The sequence below is a fragment of the Acinetobacter sp. 'aerobic (ED)' genome (assembly GCF_904886855.1).
In the GTDB taxonomy this organism is placed as follows: Bacteria; Pseudomonadota; Gammaproteobacteria; order Pseudomonadales; family Moraxellaceae; genus Acinetobacter; species Acinetobacter courvalinii.
In genome coordinates, this window is record NZ_CAJHGI010000001.1 from 331,845 (window position 1) to 352,027 (window position 20,183).

21 protein-coding genes are annotated in these 20,183 nt (G+C 43.2%); 14 read left to right on the top strand and 7 right to left on the bottom strand.

What is annotated here, in order from left to right:
• Positions 1-98: 98 nt before the first annotated feature.
• Together JO943_RS01615 and JO943_RS01620 are read right to left on the bottom strand one after the other, a co-directional pair.
• Positions 99-416, bottom strand: a complete 318-nt coding sequence (locus tag JO943_RS01615) for a DMT family transporter (RefSeq protein WP_032869162.1) — start codon at positions 414-416, stop codon at positions 99-101.
• A gap of 194 nt (positions 417-610) precedes the next feature.
• The gene (locus JO943_RS01620) at positions 611-1,054 is read right to left on the bottom strand and encodes a BLUF domain-containing protein (RefSeq protein ID WP_005285742.1); all 444 of its coding nucleotides are present in this window, start codon (positions 1,052-1,054) and stop codon (positions 611-613) included.
• Between the two features lie 496 nt (positions 1,055-1,550).
• Here JO943_RS01620 and JO943_RS01625 point away from each other — a divergent pair, with 496 nt between their 5' ends.
• Both JO943_RS01625 and JO943_RS01630 read left to right on the top strand, forming a co-directional pair.
• Positions 1,551-1,832, top strand: a complete 282-nt coding sequence (locus JO943_RS01625; RefSeq protein WP_202739790.1) for a hypothetical protein — start codon at positions 1,551-1,553, stop codon at positions 1,830-1,832.
• 75 nt (positions 1,833-1,907) lie between these two features.
• Complete coding sequence (locus JO943_RS01630) at positions 1,908-2,456, top strand: isochorismatase family protein (protein WP_202739791.1); 549 nt, start codon at positions 1,908-1,910, stop codon at positions 2,454-2,456.
• Positions 2,457-2,537: 81 nt separating this feature from the next.
• On the opposite strand, the gene JO943_RS01635 is transcribed toward JO943_RS01630, so the two are convergent.
• Complete coding sequence (locus JO943_RS01635) at positions 2,538-3,410, bottom strand: NAD(P)-dependent oxidoreductase (RefSeq protein ID WP_202739792.1); 873 nt, start codon at positions 3,408-3,410, stop codon at positions 2,538-2,540.
• Positions 3,411-3,413: 3 nt separating this feature from the next.
• Positions 3,414-4,499, bottom strand: coding sequence for an alpha/beta fold hydrolase (locus JO943_RS01640; protein WP_202739793.1), 1,086 nt, complete (start codon positions 4,497-4,499; stop codon positions 3,414-3,416).
• A gap of 135 nt (positions 4,500-4,634) precedes the next feature.
• Here JO943_RS01640 and JO943_RS01645 point away from each other — a divergent pair, with 135 nt between their 5' ends.
• The 4 genes from JO943_RS01645 (at position 4,635) to JO943_RS01660 (ending at position 8,272) form a co-directional block, all read left to right on the top strand.
• The gene (locus tag JO943_RS01645; protein WP_005230372.1) at positions 4,635-5,822 is read left to right on the top strand and encodes an O-succinylhomoserine sulfhydrylase; all 1,188 of its coding nucleotides are present in this window, start codon (positions 4,635-4,637) and stop codon (positions 5,820-5,822) included.
• Positions 5,823-5,834: 12 nt separating this feature from the next.
• The gene (locus JO943_RS01650) at positions 5,835-6,164 is read left to right on the top strand and encodes a YbaB/EbfC family nucleoid-associated protein (RefSeq protein WP_004772118.1); all 330 of its coding nucleotides are present in this window, start codon (positions 5,835-5,837) and stop codon (positions 6,162-6,164) included.
• Positions 6,165-6,235: 71 nt separating this feature from the next.
• Positions 6,236-6,832 (top strand): recombination mediator RecR, encoded by a 597-nt coding sequence (gene recR / locus JO943_RS01655; protein ID WP_005230374.1) that lies wholly within the window; start codon positions 6,236-6,238, stop codon positions 6,830-6,832.
• Positions 6,833-7,129: 297 nt separating this feature from the next.
• Positions 7,130-8,272: a ribonuclease D gene (locus JO943_RS01660; protein WP_202739794.1), complete on the top strand. Its 1,143-nt coding sequence runs from the start codon at positions 7,130-7,132 to the stop codon at positions 8,270-8,272.
• Positions 8,273-8,296: 24 nt separating this feature from the next.
• Here the strand turns inward: JO943_RS01660 and JO943_RS01665 are convergent, their stop codons facing one another.
• Positions 8,297-9,031, bottom strand: coding sequence for a class I SAM-dependent methyltransferase (locus JO943_RS01665; protein ID WP_202739795.1), 735 nt, complete (start codon positions 9,029-9,031; stop codon positions 8,297-8,299).
• Positions 9,032-9,201: 170 nt separating this feature from the next.
• Between JO943_RS01665 and JO943_RS01670 the strand changes: the two genes are divergently transcribed.
• The 7 genes from JO943_RS01670 (at position 9,202) to aroC (ending at position 15,462) form a co-directional block, all read left to right on the top strand.
• Positions 9,202-9,507 (top strand): YcgL domain-containing protein, encoded by a 306-nt coding sequence (locus JO943_RS01670; RefSeq protein ID WP_005230383.1) that lies wholly within the window; start codon positions 9,202-9,204, stop codon positions 9,505-9,507.
• Complete coding sequence (locus JO943_RS01675; RefSeq protein ID WP_005230385.1) at positions 9,500-9,886, top strand: hypothetical protein; 387 nt, start codon at positions 9,500-9,502, stop codon at positions 9,884-9,886. The genes JO943_RS01670 and JO943_RS01675 overlap by 8 nt, the downstream gene beginning before the upstream one ends.
• A 35-nt stretch (positions 9,887-9,921) precedes the next feature.
• Positions 9,922-10,773 (top strand): AAA family ATPase, encoded by an 852-nt coding sequence (locus JO943_RS01680; RefSeq protein WP_009515407.1) that lies wholly within the window; start codon positions 9,922-9,924, stop codon positions 10,771-10,773.
• 12 nt (positions 10,774-10,785) lie between these two features.
• Positions 10,786-11,973 (top strand): vWA domain-containing protein, encoded by a 1,188-nt coding sequence (locus JO943_RS01685; protein ID WP_005230389.1) that lies wholly within the window; start codon positions 10,786-10,788, stop codon positions 11,971-11,973.
• Positions 11,974-12,015: 42 nt separating this feature from the next.
• Positions 12,016-13,221 carry a tryptophan synthase subunit beta gene (gene trpB, locus JO943_RS01690; protein ID WP_202739985.1) on the top strand — a complete coding sequence of 402 codons (1,206 nt, stop codon included), beginning with the start codon at positions 12,016-12,018 and terminating at the stop codon, positions 13,219-13,221.
• 125 nt (positions 13,222-13,346) lie between these two features.
• Positions 13,347-14,357: a 50S ribosomal protein L3 N(5)-glutamine methyltransferase gene (gene prmB / locus JO943_RS01695; protein WP_009512939.1), complete on the top strand. Its 1,011-nt coding sequence runs from the start codon at positions 13,347-13,349 to the stop codon at positions 14,355-14,357.
• Positions 14,358-14,370: 13 nt separating this feature from the next.
• Positions 14,371-15,462 (top strand): chorismate synthase, encoded by a 1,092-nt coding sequence (aroC, locus tag JO943_RS01700; RefSeq protein ID WP_005230392.1) that lies wholly within the window; start codon positions 14,371-14,373, stop codon positions 15,460-15,462.
• Between the two features lie 110 nt (positions 15,463-15,572).
• On the opposite strand, the gene JO943_RS01705 is transcribed toward aroC, so the two are convergent.
• The gene (locus tag JO943_RS01705; protein WP_005230393.1) at positions 15,573-16,802 is read right to left on the bottom strand and encodes a GGDEF domain-containing protein; all 1,230 of its coding nucleotides are present in this window, start codon (positions 16,800-16,802) and stop codon (positions 15,573-15,575) included.
• Between the two features lie 297 nt (positions 16,803-17,099).
• Between JO943_RS01705 and JO943_RS01710 the strand changes: the two genes are divergently transcribed.
• Positions 17,100-17,846 (top strand): TenA family transcriptional regulator, encoded by a 747-nt coding sequence (locus tag JO943_RS01710; protein WP_199972844.1) that lies wholly within the window; start codon positions 17,100-17,102, stop codon positions 17,844-17,846.
• Positions 17,847-17,952: 106 nt separating this feature from the next.
• On the opposite strand, the gene JO943_RS01715 is transcribed toward JO943_RS01710, so the two are convergent.
• Positions 17,953-20,181, bottom strand: coding sequence for a phosphocholine-specific phospholipase C (locus tag JO943_RS01715; RefSeq protein ID WP_202739796.1), 2,229 nt, complete (start codon positions 20,179-20,181; stop codon positions 17,953-17,955).
• Positions 20,182-20,183 lie beyond the last annotated feature (2 nt).

A 20,183-nucleotide genomic window follows, 5' to 3' on the forward strand; every position in this document is an offset into this window, starting at 1 on the left:
TGCTAAAAGATATAAAAGACCTTTTAGCATAACATAGCTTGAAAAATGCAATTAAATGTCGTTAAAAAAGCCCTAAAAAGGGCTTTATCAAATAAGCATTAATTGGTGGTGATTTTCATCAGTACCACACCAAATACGATTGAAGCTGCTGCCAGAAGACGTAACAAGCCCATCGGTTCGTTTAAAAAGAATATTCCAATCAGGAATGCACCAACTGCACCAATTCCGACCCAGACGGTATAGGCCGTACCCAAAGGCAAGGTTTTCATTGCCACGGCGAGCAGTCCAAAACTCAGGATCATAAAAACAATGGTAATGATGCTTGGCGTGAGTTTGGTAAATCCTTCGGACATTTTCATGGAATATGCCCAGATGATTTCAAAAATACCCGCCAAAATAAGATAAGCCCAAGCCATTACAGACACCTCTTTAATAATATTTTTAGGTCGTCCTAAAGCTTGAAAAATGAAAAAAAGAGGTCGTCCTCTTTGTTTTATATATAAGCACTTCTCAGAAAATGCTGCAAGTAATTTTGAATTAAAAAAGTGTTTCGATCCGTTAAATGGCATTCCTGATCAAGAATGCCATCTTGCTAAAAAAGTAGATTTATTTAAGACACATACGCTTGTACATCGTACTCGGGTTCGCCGGCCAGAACCGCCACAAATTTCTCTACAGTTTCAGCCGTTAACAGGTAAGGATTAAACTCTTCTAAATGATATTTCATGAAAAAATCAGTAATATTTTGATTAATCGGTGAAAATTTCATAGACCATTGAGAGAAAAATTTATCTTCACATTCAATGTAATAGAGAATTTCACAATTGACATGACGTTCATCTTTGACAATGCTGTTATAAAACAGGTCATCAATAGCTGTTTTTGCACCTTCCAGACATTGTACGAAATAACCATGACCATAATATAAAACGCCCGTAATATTATGGCGGTAATTAAAGTCTACAGCCTCATCAAGGATTTCAATCAAAGTTGTTTTTAAGTTTGAGTCAATATTCTTAATTTTACTCACGTATAAAAGTCTGACAGACTCCATGACTGATATGCTCGTTTGTTAAGGATGAATACCTCTTATATAGAAAAAACAATGATTTGTATATTCTGTTGTGTAATGAACCGCAGTCTTTTGTAAGGGTAAATTGACAAGCAAACACAGGTCTGAGCCGTTTTAAATTTCTAATGGGTTTTAAAGTTTCAGTGTCTTAAATGAAGCATTTTATAAAGAGTGGTTATAAGTTGTGCTTGAAATGAGGTGCTAGAAATTGTGATTTTTATAATAGTTAATGCATTGCATCGAAATGTATTGCTTGCAGTCATAGCTGGAAGAAGCCGGGCAGACTATTCTTCAATGAATGATGACTCATAGCACACGAAGCAATAACTTAGGCCCAAGTATTTAAGGAAAGGCGATAACTGAGCGTTGGAGCAACGGATTATGAGTCCGCTGCTCTAAATAACCTTTTCATACTTTTGTAATGACTTTATTTTAACCATTTGGTAAATTATAACCATGAATAAGAAAGGTTTATAAAATGAAATACATCATAATTGGCATGCTTTCAATATTAATATCAACAACAATCTTTGCCAGAGAAACCAATTCAATGCGCTCCTCTGGTGAGCTGGTTAATGTCGGGGATAGAGAAGGTGATTTGCTCAGGAAAATGGGAAAATCCTACCCGAGATATTTTATTCATAGAGAAGGGCGTCGCTCATGTGAAGCAACAGAATATGTCTACGAAATTGATTTGCAAATTTACACGGTGCTCGTCTGTAACGGAAAGATTTTTAGAATTGATGTGAATAATAAATAAGATAAACTCAAATAATGAACTCTGTTCAAGGCTCAGGAGGCCACTATCTCAACTCAACAGAATAATGCAGATGCTTTGATTGTGATCGATGTACAACGGGCATTTGTTACCGGTACAGAAGCTGTTCCTGCATCTGAGTCATTGATTGCTGCCCTGGATCTTTTAATTGCTAAAGCGAGAGCTGCAAATGCCCCCGTGGTCTTCCTGCAAAATGATGGGGAGGTTGGATCGGTAGATGAGCCCTATCAGGCGGGTTGGGAATTATTTTTTGCGCCTCAGCCTAATGAATACGTGGTTCGAAAAAGTGAGGACAATGGTTTTGATGGAACCTCACTCCAGCATATTCTGGATGAGTTAAAAATTCAGTCATTAGCCATTTGTGGTGTTTTGTCAGAAATGTGTGTGGCTGCAACAGCCCGTGCTGCTTTAGCCAAAGGTTATTCGGTATTGTTGCCCCATGATGCTCATGCCACCTATGATGTGCCGGCTGGGCCCGGATCAGAAGCTGTTCCTGCTGCTATGGCAGCCAGAGCAGCGGAGTGGTCGCTGGGTGATGAAATCAGGATTTGTGCAACAGCGGATGAGGCGGGTTTCATTCAGCGTAGCGCATGTAATCGCCGGTAATTAAAACATATGGCTATTGTGTGATTAAAAAACCGCTCTTTTGAGCGGTTTTAACATTACTTTTTACTCTGAATTTTTTCCTTATTTCAGCGTAATTTTACTCCACGACTCATATAGTTTTGCTGCTGCAGAGAAATCGCTATTGGGTTCCGCAGTTAAATTTGCAGTTTGAATCAGGCTCTGCGTTAAAGCGAGCAGAGGTGCCGGTAATTTGGCATCCTTGACCAGATCCAGTGCAATGCCAGTATCCTTTGCCAGTAATGGCAGACCAAAGGTCACTGGAAATTCACGGCTCAGGACACGTTGCGGGAAAATATTTTCGGTCACAAAGCTTTTACCGCTAGAAGCATTTACGCAGTTCAGTGCTGCATCCAGGTTCACGCCATGTGCTTTTAAGGTACTGAAACCTTCGGTCACTGACCATAAATTTACGGCAAGCAGCATATTATTAATGGCTTTTACCGCAAACCCAGCGCCAGGTTCACCGACGTGCTGAATCAATTTACCTAATGCTGCCATGGCAGGATAAGCACGTTCAAAAGCCTCCACATCGCCACCGACCATAAAGGTCAAGGTTGCATTTTCAGCACCGACTGTTTGACCACTTACGGGTGCATCCAGAAAATCAATATTTTGTGCTTTCAATTTTTCAACCAGACGGCGGGCTGAATCTGGTACACCACTGGTGCAATCAATCCAGATTGAACCTGATTTAATCGCAACACTTTCAATCAAATTTTCCACGTCATCACTGGTGGGTAAACAGGAAAAGATAATGTCGGCTTGTACTGCCTGAGCAAGTTCTACTGCGGTGGTGCCATATTCTGCTGCATGTTGTTCTGCTTTGCTAAAATTTCGGTTCCAGACCAGAACTTTCTCAAAATATTTAGGAAGATGCGCCGCCATGCGATAGCCCATAGCGCCTAAACCGATGAATGCAACAGATTGAGTCATACTTTACCTTTTTATTTGCGTCGATCGTTCGGCTAACCATGTAGTTAAAGTTGGCCAGAACTCAATTGAACTGTTTTGACTGGACATTAAACCTAAGTGTCCACCCGGGATAAGAGTAAACGTGACATCCTGACTGCTTGTCAACTGGGTCAGCGGAAAGGCAGACTCGGAAGTTACCAATTGATCACCTTTGCCTGCACCGACAAGAAGTGAGCAATTAATATTTTTAAGTTCAATGGTTTTATTCTTGAGACGAATCGCGCCATGTTTTAAAGGATTTTGCAGCCAGACATTAAATAACATGTCCTGATTTACGCCGCCCGGGTAATCAATCATATTATTCAAGAAGTGACTGAGTGTGGCATCTTCCTGTACCAGCTTCAAATTATCCAGATTTTTCAACAATTGAATATTGCCATCAATCCAGCCTTTGGGGTCCAACAGCTTGAATCCTAAAGAATTAAGGAAGCCTGGTGAATGGATCATCAGTTTGGGCAAACGGTTATAGATATAGTCTTTAATGGTTGGGTTACGGTTGGTGAGATAAGCCAAGGTTTTATACAGTTTGCCGATATAACCTGAAGCGTAACTGTCGATTGGGCTACCCAAAACCACCAGATTTTTCACGACACTTGGTTGATGGCGTGCGGTATAAAGCGTGACAAAAATGCCTGCCATACTCCAGCCATGCAATGAAATTTTTTCCGATTGGGAATGCTGTTGAATGGCTTCAATACATTTTGGAATAAACTTATCAATAAAAGATAGAAAGTTAATCTGATAGTTTTTATAAGTAAGCTTGCCCCAATCAATCAGATAGACATCAAAACCGCTGTCCTGAAAATGTTTGACCAATGAACGGTAAGGATAGAGGTCATAGATATCCATATTAATCGCTAAGGGGGCAACGAAAACCAGTGGCTCTTTATAGCGCTTATTCTCTGCAGCGTAGAAACGCACACGGGTTTGTTTAAATTGGGCAATCACTTGATAGGGCGTTGATTGAGACAAAACCAGTTTGTCGGCATCGAATACACGCATAGTCAGATGTTTAAAATTTATTTTTTGCTGTTCCACAAGCGATTTCATCTTATAAAGTCTCGTCATGAGTCAAGATTGCACGAAGTCTAAGCGATAATTTCATCTTACGCCTTGACCTTAAATACCTTAGGCGATCAAAATATTGGCATATTTCCTCATTATGATCATAAGGCATACAAAACGATGAATCCAAGCGATGATTTAGAATACCAATTAGAAACACTGGCAATTCGCACAGGGCATGATCGTACCTCGGAAGGTGAACATAGTGAGCCGATCTTTTTAACCTCATCATTTGTGTGTGACAGTGCGGCGGATGCTGCTGCAAAATTCTCTGGACAAATTGCAGGCAATACTTATTCACGTTATACCAATCCCACCGTTCAGGCTTTTGAAAAGCGTTTAGCGGTTTTGGATGGTGCAGAACGTGCCGTCGCGACCAGCTCAGGCATGGCGGCAGTCCATGCCATGTGTATGGCGTACTTAAAAGCGGGCGACCATGTGATTTGTTCTCGCGCAGTGTTTGGTTCAATCATTGCGTTATTTGAAAAATATGTGGCGAAATTTGCGGTTGAAGTGACCTTTGTTGATCTGGGTGATCTTGAAGGCTGGAAACAGGCGATTCGTCCAAATACCCGTATCTTATTTATCGAAACGCCGTCAAATCCTTTGGCACAAGTCGGTGATATGCAGGCAATTGCCGATATTGCCCATGCCAATGGTGCTTTATTTGCCGTCGATAACTGTTTCTGTACCCCTGTATTACAACAACCGATTAAGTTTGGTGCGGATTTAGTTCTTTACTCTGCAACCAAATATATCGATGGTCAGGGCCGTGCGCTTGGTGGTGCGGTGGTTGGTAAGCATGACTTGCTTGAAGAAGTAAACGGCGTGATTCGTACTTTGGGTAATTCCATGAGTCCGTTTAATGCATGGATTTTCTTGAAAGGCCTTGAAACGCTTAGCATTCGTATGAAAGCCCATTGTGAGAGTGCACAGAAACTAGCTGAATGGTTACATCAGCACGAAAAAGTGGAAAAAGTCTATTACGCAGGTTTACCTGATCATCCTGGACATGAACTCGCGAAAAAACAACAAAAAGGTTTTGGCGGTGTCGTATCCTTTGTGGTCAAAGGCGAACGTGAAGGCGCGTGGACAGTGATCGATAATACGCGCTTCTTGTCGATTACCAGTAATCTGGGTGACGTTAAGTCAACAATTACACATCCAGCAACCACCTCGCATGGTAGAATGTCGGCAGAAGCTAAACAAGCTGCAGGAATTGAAGAAGGTTTAATTCGTGTGTCTGTTGGTTTAGAAGACATTGATGATATTATTCGCGACTTATCACGCGGTTTAGATTTAATTTAACGAGAGAAACTTATGAACATTAATATGCTCATGCAGCAAGCTCAGCGCATGCAAAAAGATATGGAAACTAATCTTAAAAAAGCCAAAGAAGAGCTTGCAAATACTGAAGTTCATGCGGAAGCAGGCGGTGGTTTAGTTAAAGTGACCATGACGTGCCGTAATGTCGTTAAGCGTATCGAAATTAGTCCTGACCTGTTACAAGACGAAGCAGACATGATTGAAGATTTGATTGCTGCGGCAATGAATGATGCTGCACGTCAGGCAGAAGCAATTTCAGAAGAAAAACTTCAAGGTGCCAACTCAGGTATGGGCTTACCACCAGGTTTATCTGGCTTATTCTAATTGAGTATTCCTCAAGCACTCGATCCGGGTGCTTGGGGAATCTTTTTTTCTACAAATAATCGAGTTAATTAGTGTTTAGTGAACGATTTGAACAACTGGTTCAAGCATTACGTATTCTGCCGAGTGTTGGTCCAAAATCAGCACAGCGTATGGCATTGCATTTATTAATGAAAAATCGCGAAGGTGCTTTTGCACTGTCTTATGCTTTACATGAAGCTTCCAGCCATATTCATGAATGTCGTATCTGTCACTCTTTAACAGAACATGATGTCTGTGATATTTGTGCCTCGGTAGAACGTGATGAGCAATTACTGTGTGTAGTTGAATCACCAGCAGATGTTATGGCGATTGAGCAAAGTGGTAGTTTCCGCGGTAAATATCATGTTCTGGGCGGACATTTGTCACCTCTAGATGGCATTGGTCCGGAAGAAATCGGGATTCCTTACCTGATTCAGCGTTTGAGCGAAGGACAGATTCAGGAAGTCATTCTGGCGACCAACGCGACAGTAGAAGGTCAAGCAACCGCACATTATCTGGTTGAAGCGACCAAACATTTACCGATTCAGATGACCCGAATTGCACAAGGCGTACCGCAAGGTGGTGAGCTGGAATATGTCGATAGTCATACCTTAAGTCAGGCTGTACACAACCGAATGCGCATGAAATAACAGCTTTCTTGGCATTTTCTTATATTTATTTTAAATTCATGCTGTTAATTTAAACAAATAATTAAATTTTACATTTTGTCTAACATTATCGTAGATCTATTTACGATGATTTGTGGCACTATGAGCTGGCGAAAAGGATTTTCGTTTTTTGATGAAATGGAGAGAGGAGTAATTTCATGTTTTATATGTGGAATACCAATTAATTTTTTTTTGTATTTTGTTTTTAGTTAAGCAATGCCTGATCTTGGTTAGATCACTCTATTGCGTATGGTTCTATATTATTTTACTTGAGCACACATGTTTCAGTTTATCCAGCAGCAACAAGATTTAGCTGTTCTCCTTAGCCAGATGGAACAGTGTTCTGTCTATGCACTTGATACCGAATTTATCAAGGTCGATACCTTATATCCCAAACTTGGTGTTTGCCAAATCAATTTAAATGGCCAGATTCTGTTACTGGACGGTGCGGCATTGGATCTGACCCATTTCTGGCCAAAGATTTTTGCTGCTCAACAGAACATTTTCCATGCCTGCAGTGAAGATATTGACCTGATCTATCATTATGCAGATCAGAAACCCTTGAATAATGTGTTTGACACCCAGGTCGCAATGGCATTTCTGGGGCATGGTTTACAGGTCAGTTATCAGAATGCATTAAAGACCTGTCTTAATATCGATATTGAAAAAGACCAGACCCGTTCAGACTGGCTGGCAAGACCCCTGTCGCAGGAGCAAATGAGCTATGCGGCAAATGATGTCATCTATTTAAGCAAGCTAGCAGATACCCTTAAAACTGACCTGAAAGCGAAAGGACTGTATCAATACGTACTGGAAGACTGTCAGAATCTCACCAAAGAGATTGCAACGGAAACACCACTGCCAGAACTTTATACCGATATTGGTAACTACCGCCATTCACGCCGTGAGTTGATGCAACTGCAGCAGTTGAGTATCTGGCGAGAGCAGATTACCAAGGCCTTAAATCAGCCACGCAGCTTTATTCTTCGCAATGGCACCATGATTGATCTGGTTGAAAAAAATCCGCGGAATACCTTTCAGCTTGCCCAGATCAAGGATATCCGGCCGAATGTGATCCGTGAGCATGGTAAAACCATTCTGGATTTATTGAAATTCTTACCGCCTGAGAATGAATGGCCTTTACGCATGGCACGTCCCGTCAAGAGTAATTCAAAAGAAGTGGCACCTAAAATCGATGCTTTAATTACAGATGTCGTGCTTCAGACCGGAATCCCGAAAGAAGTATTGCTACGTAAGAAATGGATGAATGCCATTTATGAGCATGTGGTCTTTCATCGGGATGAGCAGAGCTTGCCGAATTATCTGATGGGCTGGCGCTATGATCTGCTGACTCAACCCTTGATTGCCTTATTGCGGGAAGATATTGAGTATCTGGCTACTCAGATGAAAATTGCCCGTTAGTGTTTTGAAAAAAGAGCTAAGTGATTAGCTCTTTTTTTTGGCCTTGATGATCAGCATCATGGGCCGTCTTCGTTCATCCTGCCAGCCCATCTTTTCAATCATTTCATCGCTAGGCAGTGGTTCAATCAGGGCGGTGATTTCAAAACCTGCTTTGAGTAAAGCCATGACATGGGTTTCGATGGTGCGGTGATATTTCACCACATGGGTACCTAGGAACTGTGTTTCTCTTTGGCCTTCTACAAAATAATGGTCCACCGGCCAATACAGTGGCTGTTTCTCATGACTATAAATCCAATCTTGCTGCGCACGTGCGGTAAAAATCGGGTGCTCAACAGAATAATAGAGTTCGCCCTGTGGCACGAGCAGTTGAGCCGCTTTTTCGAATACAGCATCTAGATCTTGCACGTAATGCAAGGCTAGTGAACTGATGATCAGGTCAAATGACGCTGCTTCAGCGATAAAAGTTTCAATCGAGCTATGTTGGTAAACCACATTTTTTGCTGTATTTAACTGACGTGCTTTTTCTAGCATTTTAGTGGATAAATCAATTCCGGTCACAGAGCTCGCACCTTGTTCAGCAGCATGTTGACAATGCCAGCCATAGCCGCAGCCTAAATCCAAAACCGTTTTATTGTTTAACTCTGGTAGGTGTGCTTTAAATGCCGACCATTCACCAGCAGCGTGCAAGCCATATAGCGAACGAGGAATTTTTGAATATTCAGTAAAAAATGCAGGATCATCATATTTGTTTTGTTGCATGGCTGTTCCACCGGAAAATCAGTGTTTGATTATGGCATTCTAAGACACGGCATGGAAATAAGGGCTAAGGTGGCGAAAGAAAAAAGTCGACTCTGGCGTTAACAATCCTTAATGTATCCATTTTTATTTTCATGTATGCTGTCTTTGATTGTTAATAGATGTGAGTAAACATGCACTGCGATATTTATAGATCGAGCAAAAAAGATGAAATGTATATGTACATTGCTCGTCCAAATTATCCTGATGACAAGGAACAAGAGAACCCGTTTGAAGGTGTTCCAGAAAGCGTTTTACAGGCCTTCGGCAAAGCCACCTTTGTGATGCATTTAGAACTTCATAATGAGCGAAAACTTGCACGTGCCAACGTTTTACATGTTTTAGATTCATTGAATACCAAAGGCTTTTTCATTCAAATGCCGCCTGAAGGACTCATCAATCCGAATGCGGTAGAACCAGAGGGCTTACGCGGTGCTTGAAACTTTAACAGCAATCTGGTCGAACATTCTCTCGGTACTGGATCAGTTTCCTGAAGAAAATGTCGCGATCATTGTTTATGTTACGGGGACGCTCATTGCATTGTGGTGCTGGTATCGTTTGATGTCACGTTTGCCCAATCCGATTGGTGGCATCCTGTGGATCGTGGCATTTGCAGTTCTTGCAACGCCAACGATTTCAGAAGGTCCGAATTCAGCCCTTGCCCCTGCAATTTTTGGTCTGATTTTTGGTGTGCTGACCAAAGAGCATGTCTTGATCTGGTCAAATCTATCATTGATTTTATTCGTCATTGGTACAGGGCTACTGATTGGCTTCTGCTGGTCAAAATACACGGCAAATAAAACTGCACGTTCAGTTTAGATACTAAGTTAAATATAGAAAAATAAGGTTTTTAAATGTCTGCTGATACACAACACTTCACCGGTACAGATCAATATATCGCGACCGATAGCTTAAAACTTGCAGTGAAAGCTGCGCGTGCCCTACAAAAACCATTGCTGGTCAAAGGGGAGCCGGGTACAGGGAAAACCTTGCTTGCAGAACAAGTGGCTGCCAGTCTGGGTTTAAAGCTGATTACCTGGCATATCAAATCGACCACCAAAGCCCAGCAAGGTTTGTATGAGTATGATGCGGTGTCGCGATTACGTGATAGCCAGTTAGGTGATGATCGTGTCTATGACATTAAAAACTATATCAAGCCGGGTAAATTGTGGGAAGCATTTACCAGCGAAGAGCGTTGTGTCCTGTTGATTGATGAAATTGACAAGGCAGATATTGAATTCCCGAATGACTTGTTGCATGAACTCGACAAAATGTCGTTTTATGTCTATGAGACAGGCGAGACCATTACTGCCACACAACGCCCGATCGTGATTATTACCTCGAATAATGAGAAGGAATTGCCAGATGCTTTCTTGCGTCGTTGTTTCTTCCACTATATCGAATTCCCTGATGAAGCGACCATGCGCGACATCATTGCAGTCCATTTTCCGAATATCTCCAATACACTGGTCAGTGAAGCGTTGCAGGTGTTCTTTAAATTACGTGAAATCCCGAATTTGAAGAAGCCACCATCAACTTCAGAGCTGATTGACTGGTTAAGCTTGTTGATGGCGGATGATATGCCAGAAGATGTATTGCGTAATCATGACAAATCGAAAGCGATTCCACCATTATATGGTGCCTTGATCAAGAATGAACAAGATGTGCAATTACTTGAACGTTTAGCCTTTATGTCACGTCGTTAAGAGTACTGAGCAATGTTTGTGCGACTGTTTTACACCTTACGCAAATATGGCGTACCGGTCACGACACGTGAGCTCATTGATCTCAATCAGGCAGTAGCTTCAGGTCTTGTGTTTGCAGATCAGGACGAGTTCTATCAGTTGGCGAAAACGGTTTTAGTCAAAGATGAACGCTTCTTTGACAAGTTCGATCGTGCCATGAAAGATTACTTTGATGGCATCGAAACCTTTGATCTGGATGAATTGCTGAAACAGGTTCACAAGTTACCGAAAGACTGGTTCGATCTTGAACTGCTGGAAAAGCATCTGACGCCTGAACAACGTGCGGAATTACAAAAAGCCGGTTCTCTGGAAGAACTGATGAAAATGCTGGAAGAGCGTTTGCGTGAACAGCATAAGAAACATCAGGGCGGCAACCGTATGGTTGGCACAGGTGGTACTTCACCTTTTGGCGCCTTTGGTGATCATCCTGAAGGTGTTCGCATCGGTGGGCCTGGGCGTAAACGTTCGGCGGTGAAAGTGTGGGAACAGCGTAAATACCAGAATCTGGATGATGATCAGGTACTGGGAACCCGCCAGATGCAAATCGCCCTGCGTCGCTTACGCAAGTTTGCCCGTCAAGGGGCTGCTGAAGAGCTCGATGTCGATGGCACCATCCGTGAAACCGCCAAACAGGGCATTCTGGATGTACAACTGGTGCCTGAGCGTCGTAACCGCATTAAAGTGTTAATGCTGTTTGATGTTGGCGGTTCGATGGATGCCTATATTGCTGAATGTGAAAAGCTGTTTAGTGCAGCCAAATCCGAGTTTAAAACCCTCGAATACTTCTATTTCCATAACTGCCTGTATGATTATGTCTGGAAAGACAACCATCGCCGTAGCGCAACCCGCATGAATACCTGGGATCTGTTCCATACCTATGGACGTGATTATCGTGTGATTGTGGTGGGTGATGCCAGTATGGCGCCGTATGAGTTAAAGTCGGTCGGTGGTTCGGTTGAGTATATGAATGATGAAGCGGGTGAAGTGTGGCTGAGACGTTTACGCCAGCATTTCGATAAAACCGCTTGGCTGAATCCTGAAATGGAAGGCTATTGGCATTACACCCAGACCATTCACTGGATTAAAGATATTTTTGAAAATCATATGTTTCCGATGACGCTGAAGGGTATCGAAGACATGACGCGCTACTTATCGCGTTAATATTTATATTAAGACGACAACTTTATAAAAACAGGAATAATGATGGAACATCAAATCAATGGGGTAGCTTTACCTAATGAAGCAGGTTTCTTTGGAAATTTTGGCGGTCAGTTCATTCCACCTCACTTAAAAGAGGCGATGGATGAGATCAATGCGGCTTATGAAGAGATTCGCCATACGGCCGAGTTTCAGGATGAGCTGAATGAGCTATTCAAAAATTATGTCGGTCGACCAAGTCCATTGTTTCATGCCAAGCGTTTATCAGAACAATTGGGTGGCGCACAGATTTATTTGAAACGTGAAGATTTAAACCATACTGGTGCACATAAGATCAATCACTGCTTAGGTGAAGCTTTACTTGCCAAGTATATGGGTAAAACCAAAGTCATTGCCGAGACAGGTGCAGGACAGCATGGTGTGGCGCTGGCAACGGCTTGTGCCTTGGTCGGTATTCCGTGTGAAATTCATATGGGACAAGTGGATATCGAAAAAGAGCATCCCAATGTTGTAAAGATGAAAATATTGGGTGCAAAACTGGTTTCAGTGACTCAAGGAACAGCCACTTTAAAAGATGCAGTCGATAGTGCCTTTGAAGAGTATTTAAAAGATCCGAAAAACTATATCTATGCGATTGGTTCAGTAGTGGGTCCACACCCATTTCCAAAAATGGTACGTGATTTCCAGTCAATTATTGGCAAGGAAATCAAACAACAATCCAATGCGCATTTTGGTCAGCATCCTGATTATGTGGTGGCCTGCGTCGGTGGGGGCTCAAATGCGATTGGTGCATTTACCGCATTTTTAAATGAATCTGATGTCAAACTGGTGGGTGTTGAGCCGGCAGGTCATGGTCTGGATACCGATAAGCATTCTGCAACACTGACTTTGGGTAAGCCGGGGCAGATTCATGGTATGGCATGTTATGTACTGGAAGATGAGCACGGTGAGCCATTGCCAGTGCATTCGATTGCATCAGGACTGGATTATCCAGGTGTCGGGCCACAACATAGTTTCCTGAAAGAGCTGGGCCGTGTGCACTATGAAACGGCGACCGATCAAGAATGTCTTGATGCATTTATGACACTTTCACGGGTGGAAGGGATTGTACCGGCACTGGAAAGTTCACATGCCGTGGCATGGGCTTTACGTGAAGCCCCTAAAATGGAGAAGAACATCAAGATCGTGGTCAATCTTTCAGGTCGTGGTGATAAAGACTCGGACTATGTGGCAGAAAAGCTAGGCCTATAAGTTCTGACTGAATATCTCATGTTAATAGGCCGCTTCTTGTAGAGAGGCGGTTTTTTTATTGTTAAATCAATCTTAATCCCGTTAGAATAAAGCGTTTTGCAATTAGCACTTTTGGAGACGCCTAAGTGGAGCGACCGACAATCAGCCCTGAACATTTACAAGAAGCGGCTGAAAACCTAGTAACCATTCGAGATTTTATCCGTTTTGGGGTAACCGCAATGCGTCAATATGACGCACACTTAGGTCAAGGCACTCAGGACTATTTTGCCGAGAGTGCTGCATTGGTACTACAAACATTGTCACTTGAGTGGAAAGCGGATGCTGAAATTCTTGATGCGAAGTTACTGCCAAGTGAAAAAGCGGAATTCCTGAGCTTATTAGAACGTCGTATTAATGACCGTATTCCAACCTCATATTTATTAAACCTGGCGTATTTCTTCAATAAGCCATTTTATGTCGATGAGCGCGTGCTGATTCCACGTTCACCCATTGCCGAGTTGATTGAACAGCGTTTTGCACCATACTGCCTTGATGAGAATGGTCGTATGCTGGAAGCGTTAAACAACTTACCTGAAAATAATAATCCAAAAACACCGCAACGTATTCTGGATATGTGTACGGGTTCAGGTTGTATCGCGATTGCCTTGGCTTATGCTTATCCGGATGCCGAAGTGGATGCAACGGATATTTCCAAAGAAGCGTTGGAAGTGGCTTCAATTAATACCGAGCATCATGATAAGCAATATCAGGTGGCTTTACTTGAATCTGATTTATTCTCGAAAATTCCAGCTGAAAATCAATACGACCTGATCGTGAGCAATCCGCCGTATGTCGATGCTGAAGATATGGCGGATTTACCAGAAGAATTCTTGCATGAGCCTGAGCTTGCCTTGGCTGCGGGTCAGGATGGTCTGGATCTAGTCCGTAAAATGCTCGCTCAAGCGGCAGATTATCTAACAGAAGATGGCTTGATCGTGATTGAAGTGGGTAATTCTGAATGGGCAATGCGCCAGAACTTCAATACCGTTGACTTCCATTGGCTGACTTTCCAGAAAGGTGGTTCTGGTATTTTTGCTTTAACTGCTGAACAATGCCGTCGTTATAAAGAATTATTTCAGCAATCCGTTCAAAATTAAGAGGCGATAAAACATGGCAGGGAATAGTATTGGGCAACTGTTTCGAGTAACAACCTGTGGTGAGTCACATGGTGTTGGCTTGATGGCAATTGTCGATGGGGTGCCACCTGGTCTTGAGCTTTGTGAAGCCGATCTGCAAAAAGATCTTGATCGCCGTAAACCGGGAACGTCAAAGTTTGCGACGCAACGAAAAGAACCGGATCAGGTCGAGATTATCTCGGGTGTGTTTGAAGGTAAAACCACAGGCACATCAATCGGTTTGTTGATCCGGAACACCGATCAGAAATCCAAAGACTACGGCAATATTGCCCAAACATTCCGTCCGGGCCATGCGGACTATACCTATACGCAAAAATACGGCTTCCGTGACTATCGTGGCGGTGGTCGTTCAAGTGCGCGTGAAACTGCCATGCGTGTTGCTGCGGGTGCGATTGCCAAGAAATATCTTGCTGAAAAGTTTGGTATTGATATTCGTGGACATGTCACCCAAATTGGTAATGAAGTTGCAGAAAAACTGGATTGGGCGGAAGTACCAAATAATCCGTTCTTCTGTGGTGATGTAGATGCCGTTCCGCGTTTTGAACAGCTGGTCACTGCTTTACGTGAGCAAGGCACCAGTTGTGGTGCCAAACTTGAAATCGTGGCTGAAAAAGTACCTGTGGGTTGGGGCGAACCTGTATTTGATCGCTTAGATGCAGATATTGCCCATGCCATGATGAGTATCAATGCAGTTAAAGGTGTTGAGATTGGTGACGGCTTTGCAGTTGCCGGGCAGTTTGGTCATGAAACCCGTGATGAGCTGACCACAGACGGTTTCCTTGCCAATCATGCTGGCGGTATCTTAGGGGGAATTTCCAGTGGGCAGACCATCCGTGTTGCGATTGCTTTAAAGCCGACCGCAAGTATTACCACGCCAGGTAAAACCATTACCATTGATCGTGAAAATACCGATGTATTGACCAAGGGTCGTCATGATCCATGTGTGGGTGTACGTGCAACGCCGATTGCTGAAGCGATGCTGGCGATTGTATTAATGGATCACTTTTTAAGACATCGTGCTCAAAATGCCGATGTGGTTGCTCCATTTAAACCCATCGAACCCTAATATAAAAAGATTAAGCCATACAAATAATTTATTATATGTGTGGCTTACGTCTCATTATCATTCAGTTTAAAATTAAAGTAATTTAACCTGTGTTTAATAATATACATCCATTATAAAGTTTCGGAAATTATATTATTAGTTGACGCAATATGATATTGATTGCGACCATTACTTTTCGCGATATATAACGCATGATCCGCTTGCGCAATAAACTCTGACAGGCTATCTCCAATTTTCGGCATCATGGTAGCAACCCCCACACTGATGGTCACATATTTGGAAACCTGACTTTTGGGATGGGCAATCCCGATATTATTAATAATTTCCATCAATCGCTTAACCTGTACCAGTGCCTGCTCACGATCCGTCATGGCAAACAGTAGCAAGAACTCTTCTCCACCATAACGCGCTGCCAGATCACCACTACGTGAGGCGATAGAGCCGAGCATAATCGCAATGCGCCGTAAACATTGATCACCCTGGATATGCCCCAGCGTATCGTTATAGAGCTTAAAGAAATCGATATCGATCATCATGATGGTGATTGGTAATCCATGGCGTGTGGCACGTTTCCATTCATTCTCTAGCACCTCATCCAGATAGCGGCGATTGGCCAGACCGGTTAAGGCATCCTGTTGAGACAGAATCGAAAGCTGCTGCGCCTGTCGCATCAGCTCTAAACGGTTGAGTTCAATCATGCAGTTTTGCAGATAGTTTTCACGGTGTTGCCGATCCGTGGCGTAGGCGAGTGCCATGCCTAGAAAACTGCTGAAGGTATAAGTACGGTTCAGGAAGGTCCAGTCGATGGCACCACTGAGCCAGGTACTGGCAATAATCCCGATCAAACCGCCGACCCAGCCGGCAATAATCGCCGTATAGAAGCGCATACCGACGAAACCATAGATGATCACCACGGCATACATCATGGCGGCATGGAACAGAACGTTGTTTTGTCCTTGCTCGAGTACGTTAATGATCGTAAATGAAATGGCCACGGCGCCCATGGAACCGATACAGACATAGTGATCAAACCATTTATTCATCATGGGCAGGAAAGACAGCATCCATGCCAAGGTAATAATGATCCCAACCCAGCCATAGGTTGCCATCCAGGTGATTCGCAGGTCTGTCGGTAGGACCTGATAGATACCGAAGCTTAGAAATAGATATAAACCTAAAATAATAGGGGCGCGATAACGGAACTCATGCGCAGCCTCATTTCTGTACTGATCACGATAGATCACTTCTAATTCTTTAGGAAACCAAACTAAATTTAGCCCGCGAGAAATTAACAAGTCGATTTGTTCTTGTCCCAATATATTGGAAGCTTTCAACTTCATCTTATCTCTCACCACTCCCAAAAATGTTCTTATAAATGTCAAAATAGGGATTATTTTTTTACTACGTTACACTGATTTAAAAGGAATGTGTATTAGATTATAAAAAAATATTAATTTTTAAATAATAAGCATTGCCTAAAATAATGATTCAAGCTTAAATTAGATTCAAGAAATAAAAAGCTGTTACAAATTAAACGGCAATCGATTGTATCTTGCGGGTATTGAGCTACAATTTATAAAAAAGCATCGATCATGGTCAATGATTGAATTAAGTCATACGAAATAGGATGCATCGCAATGACTGCTATGAATCAATATGGAACAAAACTGGAAATCACACCTCACTCCGAATGGGCGCAACAGTTCTGGGATGACCTGTTACCTGCGAAAGAGCGAGTAAGCAAACACCCACTATTCACGGATATGGCCAATGGCTCATTAAGTCTGGAATGTTTTCGTTCGGCCTTATTGAATTTCTATCCTTTGGTGGCCCATTTTCCGTCCTATATGGCCGGATCATTGGCGAAGGCCACCTCATTTGAACTGGATGGCGTGACTGAAACCCGAGACTGGCTGATCCAGAATATCAAGGTGGAAGAACGGCATTTAAACTGGTATCAGGACTGGGCGGGGGGCTTTGGTCTGACTGTTGAGATGTTGAATCAAGTAAAGCCACCTGTGGCCATGAACGCGGTCAATCACTTTTTGTGGGATGTTAACTTCCGGGGGACACTGGCCGAAAGTATTGCAGCAACCAATCTTGCGATTGAATGGGCAACAGGCGACTGGACCATTCAGGTCTATAAAGGGATTCAGGCGTATACTCAACATCCAGAAGTCAATATCAACAAGCGCTCTTTGGCGTGGTTAAGAGCGCACGCCCATTATGATGATTTGCATCCCTATGAAGCGATGGAGCTGATTAAACGGCTATGCGATAAAGACCCTGTACTGCAGCAAAAGGCTTTTCTGGCTGCTCAGGAGGGTCTGGCCTATTATGAGCTGGCTTTGGATGAGTGCTATAAGTTACAGCATAAGAATTAAAGGCCGTTGAGTATTCAGTTTTTATAAATGATGGATATCCAGAAGTGCAACCTCCTCGGTTTTGCCTACAACCGAGGAGATAGCCGTCATTCTTCGAGGAAAAGTCTTAAACCATCGCAGGGTCACTGACCGAGTCTTCACCTGTTTCGACCCGACCCGCAAAGCGACGATAGAACTTGACTTCCTGTGTGCAGGTTACAGCGAAGTCGTACCAGTGTCCGGTATCAGCCAAGTCCCAGTGTTGAGTTGAGCTCTGTCCTGCTTTTACGGCGATTTTGAGGGCAGGGTCAGTGCGATATGCCACAGGGCTAATCACCAATTCAATATCCTGCGTTCCTGAATTATTCAGGTCGACATAAACATTGCCATTGGCAATATCATAGCAAACCCGAATCTCGGGATTGATGTGTAAATCCTGATTACGATTCAGGTCACCTTTGAAATGTCGATGAAAGCCATTGGGTCCCAGTACCCACAGATCATATCGACCTTGATTGTCTTTTTGCGCATTCCAAACATCATCCAGACTTTTACCTGCTTCTACAATATAACGGCGCGGAACCCGATTTAAATTTAATGTGTCGTAGACATGAAAGACCGCACCTTGGCTGCCTGTATTTGAAAATAGCAGCTTGACCGTTCCATCATTCAGGCAACGTGCACTGGTATGTAGTTCATAAGGGAGTGCTTTAGAACGACGAATACCGCTGGCCTGAATCGGCAATTGTAAATTGCTGGGAATAGGTACATTAGGTAGTTTTTGTTGTGCATCACGGAGTTGATCGGCTTGCTCTCTGGTTTGTTTGCCGTTGAGTTGAGGCAACACATCTTCATTCGGCGTTTTAAAGTTAAATGCGGAACTGAGATCACCACAGATGGCTCGGCGATACGGGCTGATATTGGTTTCTTTAACACCAAAACGTTTTTCCAGAAACATCAATACCGAGGTATGGTCAAATACTTGAGAGTTCACAATTCCCCCACGACTCCAGGGTGAAATCACAAACAGGGGAACACGAGGACCTGGCCCATACACCCCCTTGTCTTTTTCAGGCTGGCTAGTACTACCCAGTGGAGCATCATGCACATAGTATTCATAACGCATATCGGTCTGGCTTAGCGTTGATTTACCTGCATACGTGTTATCCGCTTGCAATGTCGGTGCGGATGGAGATGGAACGTGGTCAAAATAACCATCATTTTCATCAAAATTGATCAGGAATATGGTTTTGCTCCACACTTCAGGCACGGCGGTTAACGCATCTAAGATTTCCTGAATAAACCACGAGCCTTGTACTGGGCTAGATGGGCCAGGATGTTCACAATAAATGGACGGGGCATTGATCCAAGACACCTGTGGCAATTTTCCAGTTTTGATATCATTTTTAAATGCATTTAAGAATTCTTCTGGGGAGTTACCCGGCAAGGTATTGGCAATGCCTTTATACAGTGGATTTTTGGCATTATCGGTTGTTGCATCATAGGCTTTGTACGGCAGTTTTTGTGCAGCCTTGTTATAAGGACTATTGGGTGCGCCGCCACTGGAAACCGGATAGCCCGACTCGATATTGGCTTTTCTAAAGGTGCGGAATGCACCTAACATGTTATCGCCCCATTCATCAGGCATATTTTGATAACAAATCCAGTTGATGCCCGCTTCTTCTAAACGTTCCGCATAGGTTTTCCATGTATAACCGACATCAACCGTTTTGGGATCACCATCAATCCAGTCCCATTCATTATTCACAAATGCCGTGCCGGTTGGCACTGCACCATTGGTTCCGGTCAAATGGAACGAACGATTGGCATCTGTACCTGTATGCATGGAACAATGGTAAGCATCACAAATCGTAAACGCATTGGCCAAGGCAAACTGATAAGGAATTTCCTGTTCCTTAAAATAACCCATGGCATAGTCCGTTTTATAGCTTGGCCAGTTGGTCATACGACCATTGTCCCATGCTTTCTGGCTATCCACCCAAGTATGGTGGGTGCCGGGCGCACGTTGGGCGTTATTGCTGGAGCCATCTAAATGGAATGGAGTTAACAGTGCACCATTACTGCGTTGTTGCTGCCAAACTGTACGACCATTCGGCAAAGGAATGGTAAGGCGATCAGCAAAGCCCCGAACCCCTTTCAGTGTGCCAAAATAATGGTCGAATGAGCGATTTTCCTGCATCAGGATCACTACATGCTCAACGTCCTGAATCGTTCCGGTTTTATTGTTGGCTGGAATCGCTAGCGCTTTTTGAATACTTGCTGGAAAAGTGGTTAAAGCGGCAGCACCAAAACCTGTTTTAAGTGTGTTTGCTAAAAATTGACGGCGGTTAATCACGC